Source organism: Streptomyces sp. NBRC 110611 (assembly GCF_001590865.1).
In the GTDB taxonomy this organism is placed as follows: Bacteria; Actinomycetota; Actinomycetes; order Streptomycetales; family Streptomycetaceae; genus Streptomyces.
In genome coordinates this window covers 34,454-49,517 of sequence record NZ_BBUY01000022.1, presented here as the reverse complement: position 1 = coordinate 49,517, position 15,064 = coordinate 34,454, and the positions used below count along the sequence as shown (strand labels likewise).

Genomic DNA, 15,064 nt, shown 5'->3' with positions numbered 1-15,064 from the left:
AATCAGCGGGTCGTGCCCGTAGCTCCATCCGCAGGCTTGGTGGAGAGGGACGGTGACCCAGGCGGGATCGCCGCCGTCGGCGAGATGGCGGGGGCAGACGAGCGTCTGCTCGACGGTGTCGGGACCTGGGACATCGTCACGACCTGCGCACCGATGTGGTTCGGCTGGGTGCCGGGACCGCTGTCATGGCTGGCGGCGGGGCCAGGGGCGAGGGGGTGTGCAGTGCGGCGGTGTTGATGTCGCTGAGAACATGGCCGTGCGTGGCCCAGTTGTCGAGGTAGCTCCAGCATTCGGCGTGGTGCTCGGCCAGGGCGCTGTCGAAGGCCGGAGTGCCGGGCCGGGCCTCGGCGGGGAGACTGTCGCGTGTGTGCAGCCATGCCTCGTGCAGGGCGTCGAGGCGGTCGAGTGCGGCGTGCAGGACGCCGAGTTGATAGCCCCAGTTGCTCTGTACTGCGTGGGCAGGCAGGTTGGCCAGCTGCGCGTCGGCTGTGGCCAGAAGGTGAGGGGCGGTGGCGCGGATGTTGTCGAACGCCTTGGCGGTGTCGGCGTCGCGCTGGCTCTGACGGAGTCCGTAGGCGTGGTCGTCGTGCGGCCAGCCGTCGAGGTCGGTGTGCTCGTCGGAGTAGGCGTCCCAGGAGGCGAGGATCTTCTCGCTGTCCTGGATGTAGCCGGTGAGGCGGTGCAGGGACTCGCGGTGAGCGAGCGGCTCGAAGGAGATGTTGCGGGGTCCTCTCGGGATCAGCGTCGCGCGGCCGGACGGGCGGTACCGACCATCGCCGGGGCTGTTGTCGAATCGTGCTGCTGCTGCCGCTGCTGTCGGCGGGCAGCGCGTGCCTGTGCGCGGATCGTGCTGAGCCGGGCGGTGTGCGCTTCGACGACCTGCTGCGGAGCGAGCGGGCTCGGCTGCTGCACGGTGCCGTGGTGGGCGGTGCGGTCGTACATGCCGCGCTGGAGCGGGGCGGGCTCGGCAAGCGCGGTGACGAAGGCGGTCACCAGGTGTTCCGGCGTGCGACCGTTGAAGAAGCCGTGCCAGATCCGGCGGCCCTTCGGGGTGCCGTGCCCCGGCTCGCAGGTCTCGACGTGCCAGTACATCGTCACGTCGTCCTGGTCGCGCCGCTGTTCTACGTGGCACATGGCGTCCGGTGAGTGAGCCGCCTTCCGTGCGTCGAGCAGCCACCCCGCCGACTCCAGCACCTCGAACAGGTCACGTTGTTGTGCCGGTGGCGGGGTGATGAGGGCGTCGGTGAGGCTGGCGAGGATCTCGGCGGGGACCAGTTCGCCGAACTCGGCGTACCAGCCCGGCTCGGTGCCGGTGGGCTCGGCCCGCAGCCGCCACCAGGCGGAGGTCGCGGACTGCGGGTCGAATTGGAGGGTGTGCCGATGGTCGGGGCTGCGCAGGACGATCTCGGGACTGAGCGCGTCGGATGTGCGGGTCCATCCGGCGGCGGCCAGGCCGTGGGTGACGTGGCGGGCGTCACCGGCGCCCGCGAGGTGGCGGGGGCTGGTGTCGAACGGGATTTGCCAGGCGTGGGTGTCGGCGAACGCGGCGATCTGCCGTTCGCTCACCGGCACCGGCCGCACCCCCGCGTGCCCGACGGGGCCTTCGCGTACAGGCCGCGGAGGTCGTCGAGGACGTAGTGGAGGGTGTGCTGGTCGGCCTGCTCCCACGCTGCGGTGCGCAGTTCTGTGATCAGGAGGTCCACCTCGGCGGTGCGCGGAGTGTCCGGGTGATCCTGCACGGCGCGGGCGAGAGCGCGCAGGGCGTCGGCGAGCTGGACGGGCATGCCGGTGTACTCGTCGAGCAGGGGCTCGACGAGAGCGAGGGCCTCGGCAGGGTCGGGGTCCTCGCGCAGGAAGTCGGTGAGGTGAGACAGGGTCTCGGTGGCGGTGCGGACGTGGTCCGGGGTGAGTGCGGGCACAGGGCTCCTCAGGGCGTCGGGTTAGCGGTGGGTGCGGGCTCCGCCTGCCTGGGCGTGGGGACGGGCCGTGGTGCGGGGGCGGCTGTTTCTGACGGAGTTGCGGGCCCAGGCGGCGGCGCGGGCGGCGGCGACGCGAGCCTGTTGCCAGGCGCTGAGCTGGGAGGGGAGGACGGAGACGGATGTGGTCCGGATCTGCCCGCTGTGCGGGACGCGTCCACGCGGGCGCATCACGGGCTCGTCACTGGCGAGGGCGGCGGAGAAGCTCTGCACAAGGTGCATCGGGGTGGTGGCGCTGAAGTGCGCGGTCCAGCCGTTGCCCTGCTGGTCCTGCGCGCCGGACCACCACATGGCCTGGCCGTTGGGGGCCTGGTGGAACTGGAGCCATGCGCTTCCGTCGGGGCTGACCGCGGTGACGTGCTCGGCGGCGGGCGGAGTGCGCCAGCGCTGCTCCTGGAGCGGTGCCCACACGTTGGGGGCGTGCGCGGAGCGGGGTCGGGTGAGGGCATCGGTCAGCCCCGCGACGATCTCCACCGGCGTCTGCCGGCCGAGGCTGGCCCACCATTCGTCCTGGTACGCGGTCGCCGCGCCGTGGATCGTCCACCCGCCCGGCGACACCGAGGGGTCGTACGCGATTCGAAGGGTGCGATCGGGGCTCTCCAGGAAGAGCGGGCCGCCGGTCTTGGTCTTGTCCCGCCAGCCAGAGGCCCGCAGGAACTCGGAGACGTGCCGCAGGTCGCCGCCGCCGGCCAGATGGCGGGGCTCAACCAGGTAGTGCTGCTCGGCCTGCTCGCCTGGACCCCAGCCCTGCCACTTTGCCTTCTTCACCGGCGCCGCCGGACGACCATCGCGGAGGCTGCTGGAGTCGGCGTCGCGGTGCTGGCCGGCGCAGGAGGCTTCGCGAGCTGGCTGATGACGTCGGCGTGCTCGTCGAGGTCGAGGCCGACGTCATGTAGTTCATTCGCGGCGCGCCCCAGGGCGAGCCACACCTCCGGTGGGAGGATGCCGCGCTGGGCGTGGTCCTTGGCGAAGTGGGCCCCGGTGATCATGAGCGCTGTCACCCGTCCCAGGACGCCCTTGTCGCCATCGAGGACCTTTCCAAGGATCTGGGCGGCCTCGCGCGGCGGGGCCTGGGCGAGGTGGTCGGCGAGCTGGCCGAGCTGGCGGGTGATCTCGTCGGCCAATCGCAACGGGTGTGGGGTGGGTTGAGGCATGCTCCTCCTGGGGTGGTCGATCAGTGGTGGCGGCCGATCCGCCGCGCCTCGTCGAGGACTGCCTCGGGGCGTGCCCCGGCCAGCGGGACGGTCTGGTCGCGGCTGGTGGGGATGCAGGCGCGCAGGTAGCGGCGGAACAGCGCTGTCGCGAGACGCGGCTTGAGGTGCCGGGTAATCGGTGCGGGTGTGCGGGGTGTTACGGGTGTCTCCGGCTGGTAGTGCAAGCGGGGGTGGGGCGGCCCCGACGGGGGATGTGCCGGGGCCGCCGTTCGGTCCTAGGGGGTGCGACGGGGCGGGGCGGGGCGAGCGGGGGCAGCAGGCGTCGCGGGGCTGTGCGCTACCGGGCGGGTCTGGCCGGAGCGGATCTCGCACACGGCCTGCTGGTAGGCGGCCTCGTCGAAGACCTCGGGAGTGCAATTGACCTTGTATCCGGCCATGAGCAGGGCCGGGATCGCGCGGCTCGCCAGGCGCTTTTGCTCTGCGGCGTCGAGGTGCTCGGGGACCTCGTGCCAGATGTAGACGGGACCGGCGGTGCGCACCTCCTGGCGCTCCAGCCCGAGCCGGTCGAGCAGGCCGAGGAGCTTCTCGGGGGCGCCGGTGGGGGTGTCGGCGTGGATGGTGGGGGTCAGGGCCTTGCGGTAGATCTCGACGTCGGTGCCGTACTCATCGGCGCGGTTGCCCACAGTACGGTCCTCCTGTTCAGCGGTGGGGGCGTGCGGCACCGGTCGGCGGCTTCGCGGGGCCGAGCGTTGCAGGGGCCGGCGGGGTGGCGGCGGGCGCGATCCGGCCCGAGGGATGCTGCAGCGCGGTCGCGATGCCCCGGGCGTCGAGCTGCTGGCCGGTGTTGCGCACGGCGCGGGCCTGCGCGGCGGTGTCGTCGCCACTGAGCCGGTAGATGCCGGTCTGTTCGTCGCGGACGAAGCCGTTGCGGGCCAGCACGGCGACGGCTTCCTTGCCGACGGGGGCGGCGGCGAGGCTGCCATCGGCCTGCCAGGTCAGGACGACCCGATCCGGCTGGGACGGCAGGACGCCGTCGACGGCGTTGTGGCGGGCCTGGGCGAGCGCGGTGTCGTAGCGGGCCAGCAGGTCGCCGGCAACCTGCTCGGCGCCCATGAAGGGGTCGTCGCTCAGGGCGATTCCGTTCGGCTCGCGTATCCCGCGGTACGCCTCGTCGGGAAGCGCACGGGGGGCGACAGCTGCGATGAGGAACCCGCCGCGTTCGTTGTGCCGGTCGAGGACGACGAGCTGGGCGCCGTCCTGGCGGGTCAGGACGGCCGCCTGCTGGAGCGGGTGCTGGGCGAGGGACTCGGCGACGAGGTCCATGTCCCAGACCCGGTCGGTGAGTTCGGCGAGCTCGTCCTTGTGCTCGGCCGGGTGGTAGGTGCTGTTCCAGGCGTCGGGCAGTTCGCCGGCAAGGACGTCGGCGTACGAGGCGAGATGCTCGGAATCTTCGTGGGCGTGCATGTCTTCCTTGGCGGGTGGTGGTGTCAGCGGCGCATACCAGCAGTGACGGGCTGCGGTGGCGGGGCCGGTACGGTGCGCGGCGGTGGAGGACAGGCGCACACGGCGGACCGTTCGCGTTCGCCTGCCGGGACCTCTTGGGTGCAGGTGCTGCGGCCGGGGTGCGGAGCGTGCCGGTCGGCGAGCTCGTTGCGTACGTGCGAAAGGTCGGACCGGATGACGTCCAGACGGCTCTCGGCGAGGTAGTGCAGCCGCCGGGCAGTGGCCGGGTCTGCGCTTTGGCCCAGGTCCTGGTAGAACTCGGCGGTCGCGGCCAGCACGTCGTCGAGTGCGGTAAGGACGCCGTCGTGGGCGGCGGTCAATTCGGTCAGCGCGTCCGCCACCTCGTCGGTGGTGATCGCCTCGCGGATCCGTTCGGCGATGCGGCCCACCGAGGCGCCGAGCGGGAGATAGTGCGGCTCGCGCAGCTGGGTGTCGAAGCCAGGGTCGCAGTCCACGTGGTAGCGGACGGCACGCAGACGTGCCACGGCGCGGGTGGCGAGACGTTTCTCCTCAGTCTCGTCGAGGCCGGTGGGCAGACGGTGGTACGTCTCGTGGCGGCGGACGATGGCGATGAACCCGGCGCGTGAAGGATGCTGTGGGCTTCGGGGTCGCCTCCGCGGGCGAGGACTTCCCCGGAGTGCGCGTCGCGTCCCAGAGTCAAGAAGCGGTCGGAAAGTGCCAAGGACGTGACCTTCCATAGGGCACCAGACCGGCGTTCAGATGCAGCAGTCGGCGGCTGAGATGAGTGCTCGGATGAGAGGACGGCGGTGGGGTCAGAGGTTTCTCCTGTGGGATCGCTGTAGGGCTGCGGAGGGCGGGCTGGCGACCGGCGCTCGTTGCTTGGCGCCGGGCAGGTCGGCGGCGGTGGCTTCGAGGTCTTGCTGGATGTCGTGCAGTCGGCGGGCGATCAGCTCCAGACGGTGTCCCGCAGCGGGCCCGTAGGAGTGGGGCAGGTCGTCCAGGCAGTGGGCGGCTTGCTCGACGAGACCGCGCACGCTGGCGATGGGCTCGGTCTTCTCGTCCGCCAGCTGGCACATCAGGTTCGCGAGTTGCGCAGCCACGCTCGGAGGCGACTGCGTGGCGGAGGGGTCGGGCATCTCGCCGTGGTGGGCGGGGTGATGAGCGATGTACGTGCGGTAGAGCGTGGGGCGGGCCGGCACGAGACCGAGGTCGGATTCGACGCCTCGGCACTCTGCGGCCAGGGACTGGTGGAGACTGTGGTGGTGCGCCCATCTACCGTCGAGGCGGATGAGGTTGGCTATCAGATCGAGTCGGCCGCGTTGGGCTTGCAGGGCGACCCAGCGGCATGCCTGTGTGTCATCCACAGGGGCGATGCCGGTGGCGTCGGCGAGGCGGTGGGCGATCTGCGACCACTCCGATGGGGTGAGCTGACGGTCGTTGGGGTGCAGACGGACCGAGACATGGAAGACCGGCTCCTGGATGCCGCCGGGGCCACCGGCCCAGGGAAACATGGCGGTCGGCTCGTCGAGGTGCTCCCACCAATCGTCGAGCATCCATGCCCGCGGATCGTCGTCGGCCAGGTCGTCCTCCAGGGCTGAGTAGGCGACGACCAGGTCGCCGAGCACGTCCTGCTCGGCGATGGGGCGGCCCAGGGCATTGGAGAGGGCTTCGACGGCGAAGTCACTGCCGCTGTGCACATGGGGGATCACCGGCCACCTCGGACGTCGGCTATGTGAACGAGCTGGTTGAGCGCCGTGGTGGAGTACCAGCCGCAGTCGATCAGTGCGTCGTGTCCGGGGTACTTCGGCAGGAGGTGGTCCTCCATGGCGCGCAGGTAGATCAGGCAGTCCGGGCACCGGTGCGAGAGGTGCACGAGGTAGCGGGGGTGGGCGGTGATGTACGTCTGGGCTCCGCCGGTGGCGTCGCGCAGGCGCCATCCGTCCTCATCGGTCGGGGTGTGCCAGGACGGTGCGACGACACGCATCGCATCCCCCCACAATTCCCCGCCGGCCACTCCCTTCAGGACGACGACCTCGTCGCCGGCCTGGAAGTGGGCGTGGGTGATGTCCCGAGCGTGCGTGAGCGGGTCGGGCGTCGGCGCGAAGGCCGGAGTGGTGGGAGGTGTCCAAGACGGCGGGAACATACAGGCCCTATCTACGCGGAGCGGGTGGCGGCGGGACATCAATCCTCCGGAGGATCGCCAGTTTGGCCAACCGACGATCCCCGGCTATATTTCGGCCGCGTCAGCGGAACGGGTTCTCCGTACCGCGGTCCGTCTCGCCAGCCGCTTCGAGGAGTTCGAGCAGGTCAGCGCCTTCTGAGTCTCTCTGATCGATCCACCACCCGGCCCGGGTGATCGAGCGGGCCTTCTCCTCCAGCTCCGCCCAGTCAGCCTCGTGCCAGGTGCCCTCGACGACGAGCGCGGTGTGCGCGGAGGTCATCAGCCGATGGCGGGACCGCTCGCCCCAGTCCAAGGCACGCTCAGGGCCCTCCAACGGCGGCATGTCGAAGCGCTCGGCCCACTCCGCGGCGGCCCGCTGTTCCTCGGCGCGCCGGGCGGCGAGCCACTGCTCCTTGGACTCCGTGTCGGCGCCGCGCTCAGCCTTCCAGCAGTCGGTGCAGTCGCGCTCGGCGAGCCAGCGGGCGAACCCGGCCCGCCGGTCTGCTGGACGGCCGGACAGGTCACGGGCAATCTCGTGGCCACAGGCGTGCGTAATGTTCCAATGCGTACGGACAGCCATAGCTGAATCCCCTTGATATCGGTTTTGTAGAAGGTGAGTTGAGGGGCAAGGCGGCTCGGAAGGGTGCGATCCGGCCCGGTCGAGGGACGCGGTGCCGCCCGTGTCCGGCCGGTGTATGGCCGGGGCGTGGCAGGAGCAGGACGGCGAGGGCCGCAGACTGGTGCACGGCGGTCTGGCCGTAACGGTCCATCCGGCGCCCCTGGGTCGGCTGCGACAGCCCGGAGGCGAGCCCGTACAGGGTGCTCAGCAGGCCGCCGAAGGCGATACTGCTACCGGTCGTGAGCGTCCGCAGGGCGATGGCCATCGGCGCCATGCCGCCTGGCAGGCGGCTGGTGAGGACGCCGCCGAGGAGGCGGGCGACGCGCGTGCTGCCCGGCACCGCGCCGAAGGTGATGCGCGGTGCCGGGGCCACCTGGGCGCTCAGGGGCAACGGGGGACTTCTGTCAGGCAACAGGCGCGGGCCGTCGCGAGAGGCGCGCAGTGCGGGGTTTCACCGGGAGCGTCCGGTGGCGGAAGGGGGCAGGTGCACGGTGGGTGCGTAGGTGGGCTTCGGCGGGATCGGCCGCGCGGACGGCGGTGAGGTGGTCGGCACCGGACCACGCTGCGGTGACCGGCCGGCAGCGGCCTGAGCTATGCGACTGCGCTGCTCTATCAGCCCGTTGGGCCGAACGGGGCGTGGCGGGCTGGCCGAGGTAGCGGGGTCGAGGGCTACGTCTGCGTGCACTGCGTAGCCGGCACTGCGCAGGTCGTGGACGGCCTGGCGAGTGCGGCGTGGGCCGTCGCGCTCGGGCTCGCTGAGCCGGAACAGCCCGGGAGTATCGGGGACGGGCTCGAACTGCTCCCGGGTGAGGTACCAGTGGCCGAGGTGCGCGGGCATCGAGGACGTGAAGGAGGCGACGAAGCCGTGATCCTCGTGGGTACCGAAGACGAAGTGGGTACCAGGGGCCAAGGGGTGGGTTTCTCCTAACAGTGACGGTGGTGGCGCAGGTCAACGGCGCGAAGCGGCTGACGGGGCTGAAGCGGAGGGCACGGGCCTGACGGCGCGGGCCAGGGGGCGGGCGCGGCCAGCGCCATCTGCCCGCCGGGGGTGGCGGCGCGGGCGATACGCGCGAATGCGTCGGCCTCGGTCACCCAGGTGGCGATAGCCGGCATCACCTGGGCACCGAGCCGTGCCCGCAGGCCGCCCCACCTCTCGTGGAAGAACTTGCGGGGCGGTCTCGCGTACGACTTGGCCGTCTGGGCGTTCCACTCGTCGCGCGCCGGCTGGGTGGAGCGGAGCACCTCGTGCAGCTCGGCCAGGACGGCCTCGTCCTCGGTGCTCAAAGCCGTGCTGCGGCTGCACTGCTCCAGCACACTGGGGGCATGGGTGAGGACGTCGACGAAGGCAAGCCAGGCCCGGTCGGCGAACTGGTCCTCGAATACGGCAAGTTGCTCGGCGGGAGCGGTCAGTGGGACGCCGTCGCTGTAGCGGCCAGAGTCCCGCATTGCCTCCAGCGTCGCGTGTTCCTCGTCGATGCGCTCAAGTGCCGAGGAGATGGCCTCGACGCGCCGAGCGTGCAGTGCCCGATGGTAGGCGGGCAGGAACCGGTCGTTGATCGCGCGGGCTGCTTGCTGTGGTGCAGCCGTGATGGCGATGCTGATTGGCGAGTGCGGATCTGCGAAGTTGTCGTCGAAGGCTTCTGAGGCGAACGCGCCGACCAGGTAGTCGCTTTGGTGTCCGGGGCGCTCCACGAGCAGCAGCTCGGTGCCGGCGCCGTCTTTGAGGACCGCCGCGTACGGGACCCGCTCGTGCTGTATGGCGTGGGTCAGTTCCCCGGCGTCCCACAGCAGCGGGACGAGGTCTTCCTGCCAGAGCGGGTGGCTGTAGACCTCCACCGTGGTGTTCCAGGCTCCGGGCAGGTATGCGGCGATGGCGTCGGCCACATCGCCGATGTACGGGCGGTGGCTGGTGGTCACTGCGGCCTGGTGCTGGTGGGCGGACCGCACCAAGGAGGCGGCGAGACCGTGGCGGAGGCGGACATCGTCCAGGGCGACGGCGTACGTGCCGTCGTCACGGCGCAGGAACCCGGTGTGCGTCAGGGCGGTCTGGGCCCAGAGGTACTGCTCACCGTGGGCGATGGCGACGAGGCCGGCGGAACGGCTGAACGAGAGCGTGATCTGCGCGGGAGTGGTTGCGGGCATGGTCCTGCGGGTGGTCGGTCGTGATCAAGATGGGTGCTTACCGCGGTCAGGGGTCAGCGCCGCCGGGGCGGATCCTTCGGTGCAGGCGGTGAAGGCAGCGCTGCGCCGGTGGTCTGTCGCGGCGTGGTGAGCGCGGCGCTGGGCAGCGCGGATCGTGCGCTGCGAGCGTGGTGGATGAGGACGTGGCCGTCGGCGACCCAGGTCTCGATAGCCGGCCATGCGTCGGCGTTGCGCCGGGCCCTGGCCTGGAGGTAGGTCTCGGCCGGCAGTGTCCTGGGGGTCTCGCGCAGTTCGGCGAGCTTGGCGTTCCACGCGGCTACCACCCGTTTCCCATCCTCCAGTGCGGTACGAAGCCGCTCCATCGCGCGGCCATCCTCCCGGTGGGGATCACCGGACTTCCGGCAGAGGGGCTGGCACCGGTCGAAGAGAGCGGGGCCGTGGGTGACGAAGTCGCGGAAGGCATTCCAGCCGTCGTCGCGGAACTCCTCTTCGTGCCAGCTGAGTTGGCCACTGGTGAGCGGCATGCCGTCGCTGTCGCGACGGGACTGGGCGATGCTCTGCCACTCCTGCTGCTCCTGGCGGGCCCAGGATAGGGAGCTGGAGACCTCGTGGATGCGACGGTCATGCAGGGCCCGGTGGTAGTCGGGCAGGAGGTGCCCTGTGATGGCATGAGCGGCGAGGGATGGCTGGGCGGGAATGGCGATGCTGCGTGGGGCGTCGGGTTCGTCGGCGAAGTGACCGACGAACCCGCTGGGGGCGAAGACACCGACCAGGTAGTCGCGATCGGCTTCGGGGCGTTCGGTCAGCAGCAGGCTGGGGCCGTCGCTATGGGTGAGGACCGCGGCGTACGGGATGCGGGTTGTCGCAACTGCCTGGGCGAGTTCGCCGTTGTCCCAGACGTATGGATGGAGGTCATCTTGCCAGTCGGGCAGGGCGTAGATCTCCACGTCGGCGGTCCATTCTCCGGGCAGCTGGTGGGCGATGCCGTCGGCGACGTCGCCGATGTAGCGGCGGGTGGCCGTGGTGACCGCGGTGTCGTAGTAGCGGGCGATATCCGTCAGTCGGGCCAGCGCAGTGCGCGTGGCTTCGGAATCAGCCGCCGGCCGGGCGTACGTGCCATCCGGCCGTCGGCCGAAACCGCAGGCCCGGAGCGCGGTCTGTGCCTTCATGTGCTGTTCGCCGAAGGGGATGGCGACGATGCCGGCATCCAGGCTGACTGCGAGGGCGATCTGGGAGGGATGTGTGTCACAGGGCACGGCGGACCTTCGTGTGTCGGGAGGCGACGAGGCGTTGCGGGACGGGATGGCCGTCGCTATGTGGCCGCGGTGGGCGCGGCGTGCCGCAGGGCTCGGGTTGCCGAGCGCAGGTTGTGGCCGAAGTTGAACGCCGTCTGGCGGGCCTGGGCTTCGAGGGTGTCGTAGGAGTCCTGGGCGGTCATCTGGCCCGTGTGTTTGCGGTACCGGTAGACCGGGACGGGCAGGAGAATGCCGGGAGCCAGGCAGGTGACGCCGACCGCGGCCAGGTAGTCCTCGCCTTGGACGAGCCCGCCCATGGGGGCGGCGCGGACGAGGTCGGTGCGGGCGAGGATCGTGGTGGGGCCGATCGGGATCGTGTCCGCCGGATCCTTCCAGTACGTGATCACATCCCCGGCGTCGTGCCGACCGGGAGGAGTCGGGCACCGCCACAGCGTCGTCGTCCCGTCGGACGAGTGGAGGTCCTGGCTGTATCCCGCGCACCAGCCGACCCCGGTGGATTCGAGGACGTTCAAACGGATGGCCATCGCGCCGTCGTCGAACTCATCGTCATCGTCTGCCCAGTTCATGTACTCGGTGCGGACGTCGTTGAGGGCGAGATTGCGGGCGCAGGCGGCTCCCACCGCGCGGGGAAGCACGAGGGTACGGACGCGGGGGTCGGCCGTGAGCGGCTCCGGAAGCCGGGCGGGGTCGCTGCCGTCGATCGCGACGACCGCCTCCCACGGAACGCCCTGGCGGGCCAAGCTGGCGTGCATGGCCGCCAGGTACTCCAGGCGGTCAGGGCGCAGTTGGGTGGCGATGACCACGGTGATCTTCGGGTGGGTGTGCGAGGACAGGTGGTTCTCCGTGCGGAAGGCGGTCGGGGACGGGATGGCGTGGCTATCGGTGTGCGGTCTTGCGGGACGTGGGCGCTGCTGCCGCGGCGGTGGCCGTCAGGCGCGGCGCGGTGCGGGGCGGCAGGACTGGGGCCCGGAAGTCCGGGCGCCATACGCTCGGATCGGCGTGGATGAGGCTGCGCGGGTCGGTGTGCCAGGGGACGACGGGGCCACGGTCGTATTCCTGCAGGGCGATGACTTCGATGCCGTGGCTGTGCAGGACGTACGCCCAGTCCAGGCCGTTGGTGCCGTCCGGCGTGATCAGTTCACGCTCGGCCGGTGTGCCGTCCGCGTTGAGCACATTGGTGAACTGGCGGCTGGGGAACTCCATGCCCCCGGTCAGAGAGGTGCGCAGCGCGGCGGGTGCTCCGTCGAGGAGGTCCGTGCCGAGTTCCTCCCAGCCATGGTGTACCTCGTCGACGAGATACCGGGCCATTGCCTCCACATCACCGGCGAACCGGTATTGGTAGGCAGCGAGCAAGAGCCGGAGTTTGCTGCCGGGGTTGCCGTCGAAGTGGACGTACATGCCGGCGTAGCCGTTCGGGGTGGGGCGGGCGATGACCGCACGGGTGGACAGATGAGTCTCCTGGGCAGGTCAGTGTGAGCGGGTGCGCGGTGCGGGAGCCGTAGCGGGGATCGGCCGGGCCAGCCGCGGGGCAGGTGTGAGGGTTGGTTCCGTGGCCCGGGGCGGCGTGGTGGCCGGGATCGGCTGGCCGGCCTTCCACATGCTGCGGGTGTCGCTCAGCCTGACGCGGGGTTCGGTGTTCCAGTCCACGACCGGTCCGCGTTCCGTGCCCGGCTGGCTGATCACCTCGATGCCGTGGGGCTGCAGGACGTAGCCCCAGTCGAGCCGGGACGCGGTCCGCTCGGTGTAGAGCAGCGGTGAGCCGGGTGCGCGGGGCGGGTATCGCCTGCCGGGGTCGTCACGGCCACGGGCGAGGCGGTCGCGCAGGACGTCGGGTGCCCCGACGAGCAGCTCGGTGCCGAGGTACGACCAGCCTTCCGGCGCGTCGTCGATGAGATAGCGGGCCATGGCCTCGGTGTCACCGGCGAACCGATACCGGTGAGCGGCGAGCAGCAGGGGCACGTGGTGGCTGGGGTAGCCGTCCCAATGGACGTAGGTGCCGGCATATCCACTGGCGGTGGGGCGGGCGATGACGGAACGAGTGGACAGAGGGCCTTCCTAGGACAGGGGGTCAGCGGGAGGAACGGCGGGTGGGCGCGGCGATGTCCGGTTCCTGGTTGCGCTCGCACCACTCGGCCGCGGTCTCCAGGAACTGGTGCAGCTCACCCAGACCACTGTGGCCGTCGCCGAGGACGGCCTGCGCGACGGCCTGGAACTCGGCGGTCGTGCGGACCCGGTAGAGCTGGTGGGTCCAGGCGGTGATGCTCTGCCCGGCGTCCTCGATCGTGAGGGCGTCGGTGAACTGCTTCGCGTTGTAGGCGGCCCAGCGGTGCAGATCGTCGGCGGTGGGACGGTTGGTGCGGTAGGCGCTGATCTGCTCGGTGGAGCGACCGACGTTGTCGTACAGCTCGAAGTCGGGGTGGGACAAAGGACTCCCTTGGAGCGTGCGGTCTGCGGCGGTGGCCCTACGCGTGGGTCGAGTGCCGGGGTGACGGGCGGAGCCAGCGGCGTAGGTGCGGTGAATGTTCAGCGGCGCGGCCGTGTGCTGCCTGGGCCGGCCGGTGGCGGTGGCGGTGTCCGGGAGGCTGTGGCGGCGCGGGGCGGCACCGGGCGCGTGTGCTCGGCAGGGAGATCTTTCGTGGTGAGGTACGGGAGGCTGAGGCTCGGCAGGTGCTGGCGGGAGCGGCGGACCGGGGCCGGATCGGTGAGAACGGCGAGTGCCTGGTTGATGAGGTGGGCGGGCGTGCCCTCGGTGAAGTCCGTACGCCACAGGCTGCCGGCGTCGGGTGCTGTGTAGCCGCGAAGGATCCAGGACCCCGGTTCGTTGTCGCGTAGTTGCTCGGCGGCGTAGGTGTCGCCGTGAAGGCTGGTGACGCTGGTGTGGTCATCGGGGGAAAGCCAGGTGTCCTGGGACCAGTCCCAGCCCGGGGTGTGGCGCTTGCTCCAGCCGTGGTCCGCCAGCGTGCTGTCGGGGGCGGCGTGGTTGTCCCCGTCAAGAAAGCGTTCGGGGTCGCCGCGTACGAGGCGCCGGACCACGGCATGGACGATCTCGCCGGGGGTTTCGCGGCCGAAGAAGGCCATCCACGACGGTCCGTAGAGTGGTTGGTCGCTGTAGGCGATCTTCCATCCAGTCTCGCGGGCGGCGGGCTCGTAGGCGTGCAGGGGTGGGGAGTTGTGGGATATGCGGATGCGCTGGCAGGGGCTGGTGTAGTAGCGGGCCCCGTCGGAAGCAAGGGCCGTCGTCCAGCCCGGCGCTTCCTTCAGCAGTCCTGTGACGAGCCCGAGGTGCCCGGAGCCGGCCAGAGCGACGGGGGCAGCAAGTACCTCCCGCTCTGGAGGCAGTGGTTCGCGAGCGGCACGTGTCATGAAGCGCTCCGAGAGCTGCGTGCGGCTGACGGGGCTGCGGAGGACGCGGGCCCGACGACGCGGTGGGGTGGTGCCGCGCTCACCGCAGGCGAAGTCTTGGGTGGATGGCGCACGGTGATGCCGATGCCGCGCGCAGCGAGCAGACGGTCGGCTTCCTGTAGGCGGCGTACCTGCTCGGCGCTGTCGGCCCCGTCCAGAAGGAATGCCCGCTCATAGGGGTCGTACTGGAATCCGGCGAGATAGAGGGCGGTGGCGGCCTCCCGGTCGCAGACTGTGGCGGCGATCAGTCCGTCGCCGTACCAGGTCATGCTGACGTGATTGTCGACCACCGGCGGTGCCAGCGGCGGGCCGGGAGGCGCCGCGGCGATCCTGCGGACCTCTGTGACGGCTTCCTCGTAGCGTGGAAGCAGCCGCTCGCTGATCTGGTGGGCGGCGCGGGCCGGTTCGTTGGACACCGCGACGCCGTGAGGCGTTTCCACCTTGTGTAGGTGCTTGTCCTCGATACCAGTGGGCACGAAGGCGGCGACAAGGAACTGGTCGCTGCGGCGGGGCCGGTCGATGACGTAGAGGCGGGTGTCATCGGGACCGCTGAGGATGGCGTCGTGCCCCAGGACGTAGGTGCAGATGGCGCCGTGGACCATCGCCAGGTCCCAGACTCCCTCGGCCCGGGGGAATTGAGCCGGGTAGGTGGGGTGGGCGAGGTAGTCGCAGGTCCAGGCGCCGGGAAGGCGCTCGGCAAGGGCGCCGGCGAAGGCGGACAGGTCGGTGCGGGGCATGGGCTCCTTGGGCCGGTGGATGCGCGTTGGTGGTCAACGGCTGCGAGCTGGGCTGGTGGGTGCCGAGGGCTGGGAAGGTCCTCGAACCGGTGCGGTGCTGCGCTGGTGTGAGCCCCGTTACGGTGCCGGCGAGAGCGGCAACGTGCCGGTAGG

Annotated in this window: 20 protein-coding genes; all 20 read right to left on the bottom strand. The window is 70.8% G+C overall.

All coding sequences use genetic code 11. The features are described from left to right. Nucleotides 1–738 precede the first annotated feature (738 nt). Nucleotides 739–1,572 carry a DUF317 domain-containing protein gene (locus AZE13_RS29420; protein WP_079124508.1) on the bottom strand — a complete coding sequence of 278 codons (834 nt, stop codon included), beginning with the start codon at nt 1,570–1,572 and terminating at the stop codon, nt 739–741. Continuing rightward, nucleotides 1,563–1,919, bottom strand: coding sequence for a hypothetical protein (locus AZE13_RS29415; RefSeq protein ID WP_066938630.1), 357 nt, complete (start codon nt 1,917–1,919; stop codon nt 1,563–1,565). The genes AZE13_RS29420 and AZE13_RS29415 overlap by 10 nt, the downstream gene beginning before the upstream one ends. 21 nt (nt 1,920–1,940) lie before the next feature. Next, on the bottom strand, nt 1,941–2,744 hold the full coding sequence (locus AZE13_RS29410; RefSeq protein ID WP_066938627.1) for a DUF317 domain-containing protein: 804 nt from the start codon (nt 2,742–2,744) through the stop codon (nt 1,941–1,943). Further along, nucleotides 2,741–3,130, bottom strand: a complete 390-nt coding sequence (locus tag AZE13_RS29405) for a hypothetical protein (RefSeq protein WP_066938625.1) — start codon at nt 3,128–3,130, stop codon at nt 2,741–2,743. Before AZE13_RS29405 ends, AZE13_RS29410 begins: the two co-directional genes overlap by 4 nt. 20 nt (nt 3,131–3,150) lie before the next feature. Next, nucleotides 3,151–3,354: a hypothetical protein gene (locus AZE13_RS36505; RefSeq protein WP_147264759.1), complete on the bottom strand. Its 204-nt coding sequence runs from the start codon at nt 3,352–3,354 to the stop codon at nt 3,151–3,153. Nucleotides 3,355–3,405: 51 nt separating this feature from the next. After that, entirely contained in the window at nt 3,406–3,813 is a 408-nt protein-coding gene (locus AZE13_RS29400) for a hypothetical protein (RefSeq protein ID WP_066938622.1), read from the bottom strand. A 16-nt stretch (nt 3,814–3,829) separates the two neighbouring features. Then, nucleotides 3,830–4,594, bottom strand: coding sequence for a hypothetical protein (locus AZE13_RS29395; protein ID WP_066938619.1), 765 nt, complete (start codon nt 4,592–4,594; stop codon nt 3,830–3,832). 23 nt (nt 4,595–4,617) lie between these two features. After that, nucleotides 4,618–5,118: a hypothetical protein gene (locus AZE13_RS29390; protein ID WP_258528067.1), complete on the bottom strand. Its 501-nt coding sequence runs from the start codon at nt 5,116–5,118 to the stop codon at nt 4,618–4,620. A gap of 288 nt (nt 5,119–5,406) precedes the next feature. Further along, on the bottom strand, nt 5,407–6,303 hold the full coding sequence (locus AZE13_RS29385) for a hypothetical protein (protein WP_066938617.1): 897 nt from the start codon (nt 6,301–6,303) through the stop codon (nt 5,407–5,409). Further along, nucleotides 6,300–6,737 (bottom strand): hypothetical protein, encoded by a 438-nt coding sequence (locus tag AZE13_RS29380; RefSeq protein WP_066938615.1) that lies wholly within the window; start codon nt 6,735–6,737, stop codon nt 6,300–6,302. Before AZE13_RS29380 ends, AZE13_RS29385 begins: the two co-directional genes overlap by 4 nt. Before the next feature lie 100 nt (nt 6,738–6,837). Then, complete coding sequence (locus tag AZE13_RS29375) at nt 6,838–7,335, bottom strand: hypothetical protein (RefSeq protein WP_107288514.1); 498 nt, start codon at nt 7,333–7,335, stop codon at nt 6,838–6,840. Between the two features lie 490 nt (nt 7,336–7,825). Next, on the bottom strand, nt 7,826–8,284 hold the full coding sequence (locus tag AZE13_RS29370; protein WP_066938612.1) for a hypothetical protein: 459 nt from the start codon (nt 8,282–8,284) through the stop codon (nt 7,826–7,828). Between the two features lie 14 nt (nt 8,285–8,298). Then, nucleotides 8,299–9,516 carry a hypothetical protein gene (locus AZE13_RS29365; protein ID WP_066938609.1) on the bottom strand — a complete coding sequence of 406 codons (1,218 nt, stop codon included), beginning with the start codon at nt 9,514–9,516 and terminating at the stop codon, nt 8,299–8,301. 53 nt (nt 9,517–9,569) lie between these two features. After that, complete coding sequence (locus AZE13_RS29360; protein ID WP_066938606.1) at nt 9,570–10,772, bottom strand: hypothetical protein; 1,203 nt, start codon at nt 10,770–10,772, stop codon at nt 9,570–9,572. A gap of 56 nt (nt 10,773–10,828) precedes the next feature. Next, nucleotides 10,829–11,575 carry a glycosyltransferase gene (locus AZE13_RS29355; protein WP_079124501.1) on the bottom strand — a complete coding sequence of 249 codons (747 nt, stop codon included), beginning with the start codon at nt 11,573–11,575 and terminating at the stop codon, nt 10,829–10,831. 73 nt (nt 11,576–11,648) lie between these two features. After that, complete coding sequence (locus tag AZE13_RS29350; RefSeq protein ID WP_066938605.1) at nt 11,649–12,170, bottom strand: hypothetical protein; 522 nt, start codon at nt 12,168–12,170, stop codon at nt 11,649–11,651. 69 nt (nt 12,171–12,239) lie between these two features. Next, nucleotides 12,240–12,731, bottom strand: a complete 492-nt coding sequence (locus AZE13_RS29345) for a hypothetical protein (protein ID WP_258528066.1) — start codon at nt 12,729–12,731, stop codon at nt 12,240–12,242. Between the two features lie 109 nt (nt 12,732–12,840). Beyond that, nucleotides 12,841–13,197: a hypothetical protein gene (locus AZE13_RS29340; RefSeq protein WP_258528065.1), complete on the bottom strand. Its 357-nt coding sequence runs from the start codon at nt 13,195–13,197 to the stop codon at nt 12,841–12,843. 98 nt (nt 13,198–13,295) lie between these two features. Further along, nucleotides 13,296–14,135 carry a DUF317 domain-containing protein gene (locus AZE13_RS29335; RefSeq protein WP_079124500.1) on the bottom strand — a complete coding sequence of 280 codons (840 nt, stop codon included), beginning with the start codon at nt 14,133–14,135 and terminating at the stop codon, nt 13,296–13,298. Then, complete coding sequence (locus AZE13_RS29330) at nt 14,132–14,911, bottom strand: hypothetical protein (protein WP_066938597.1); 780 nt, start codon at nt 14,909–14,911, stop codon at nt 14,132–14,134. The genes AZE13_RS29335 and AZE13_RS29330 overlap by 4 nt, the downstream gene beginning before the upstream one ends. Between the last annotated feature and the right edge of the window lie 153 nt (nt 14,912–15,064).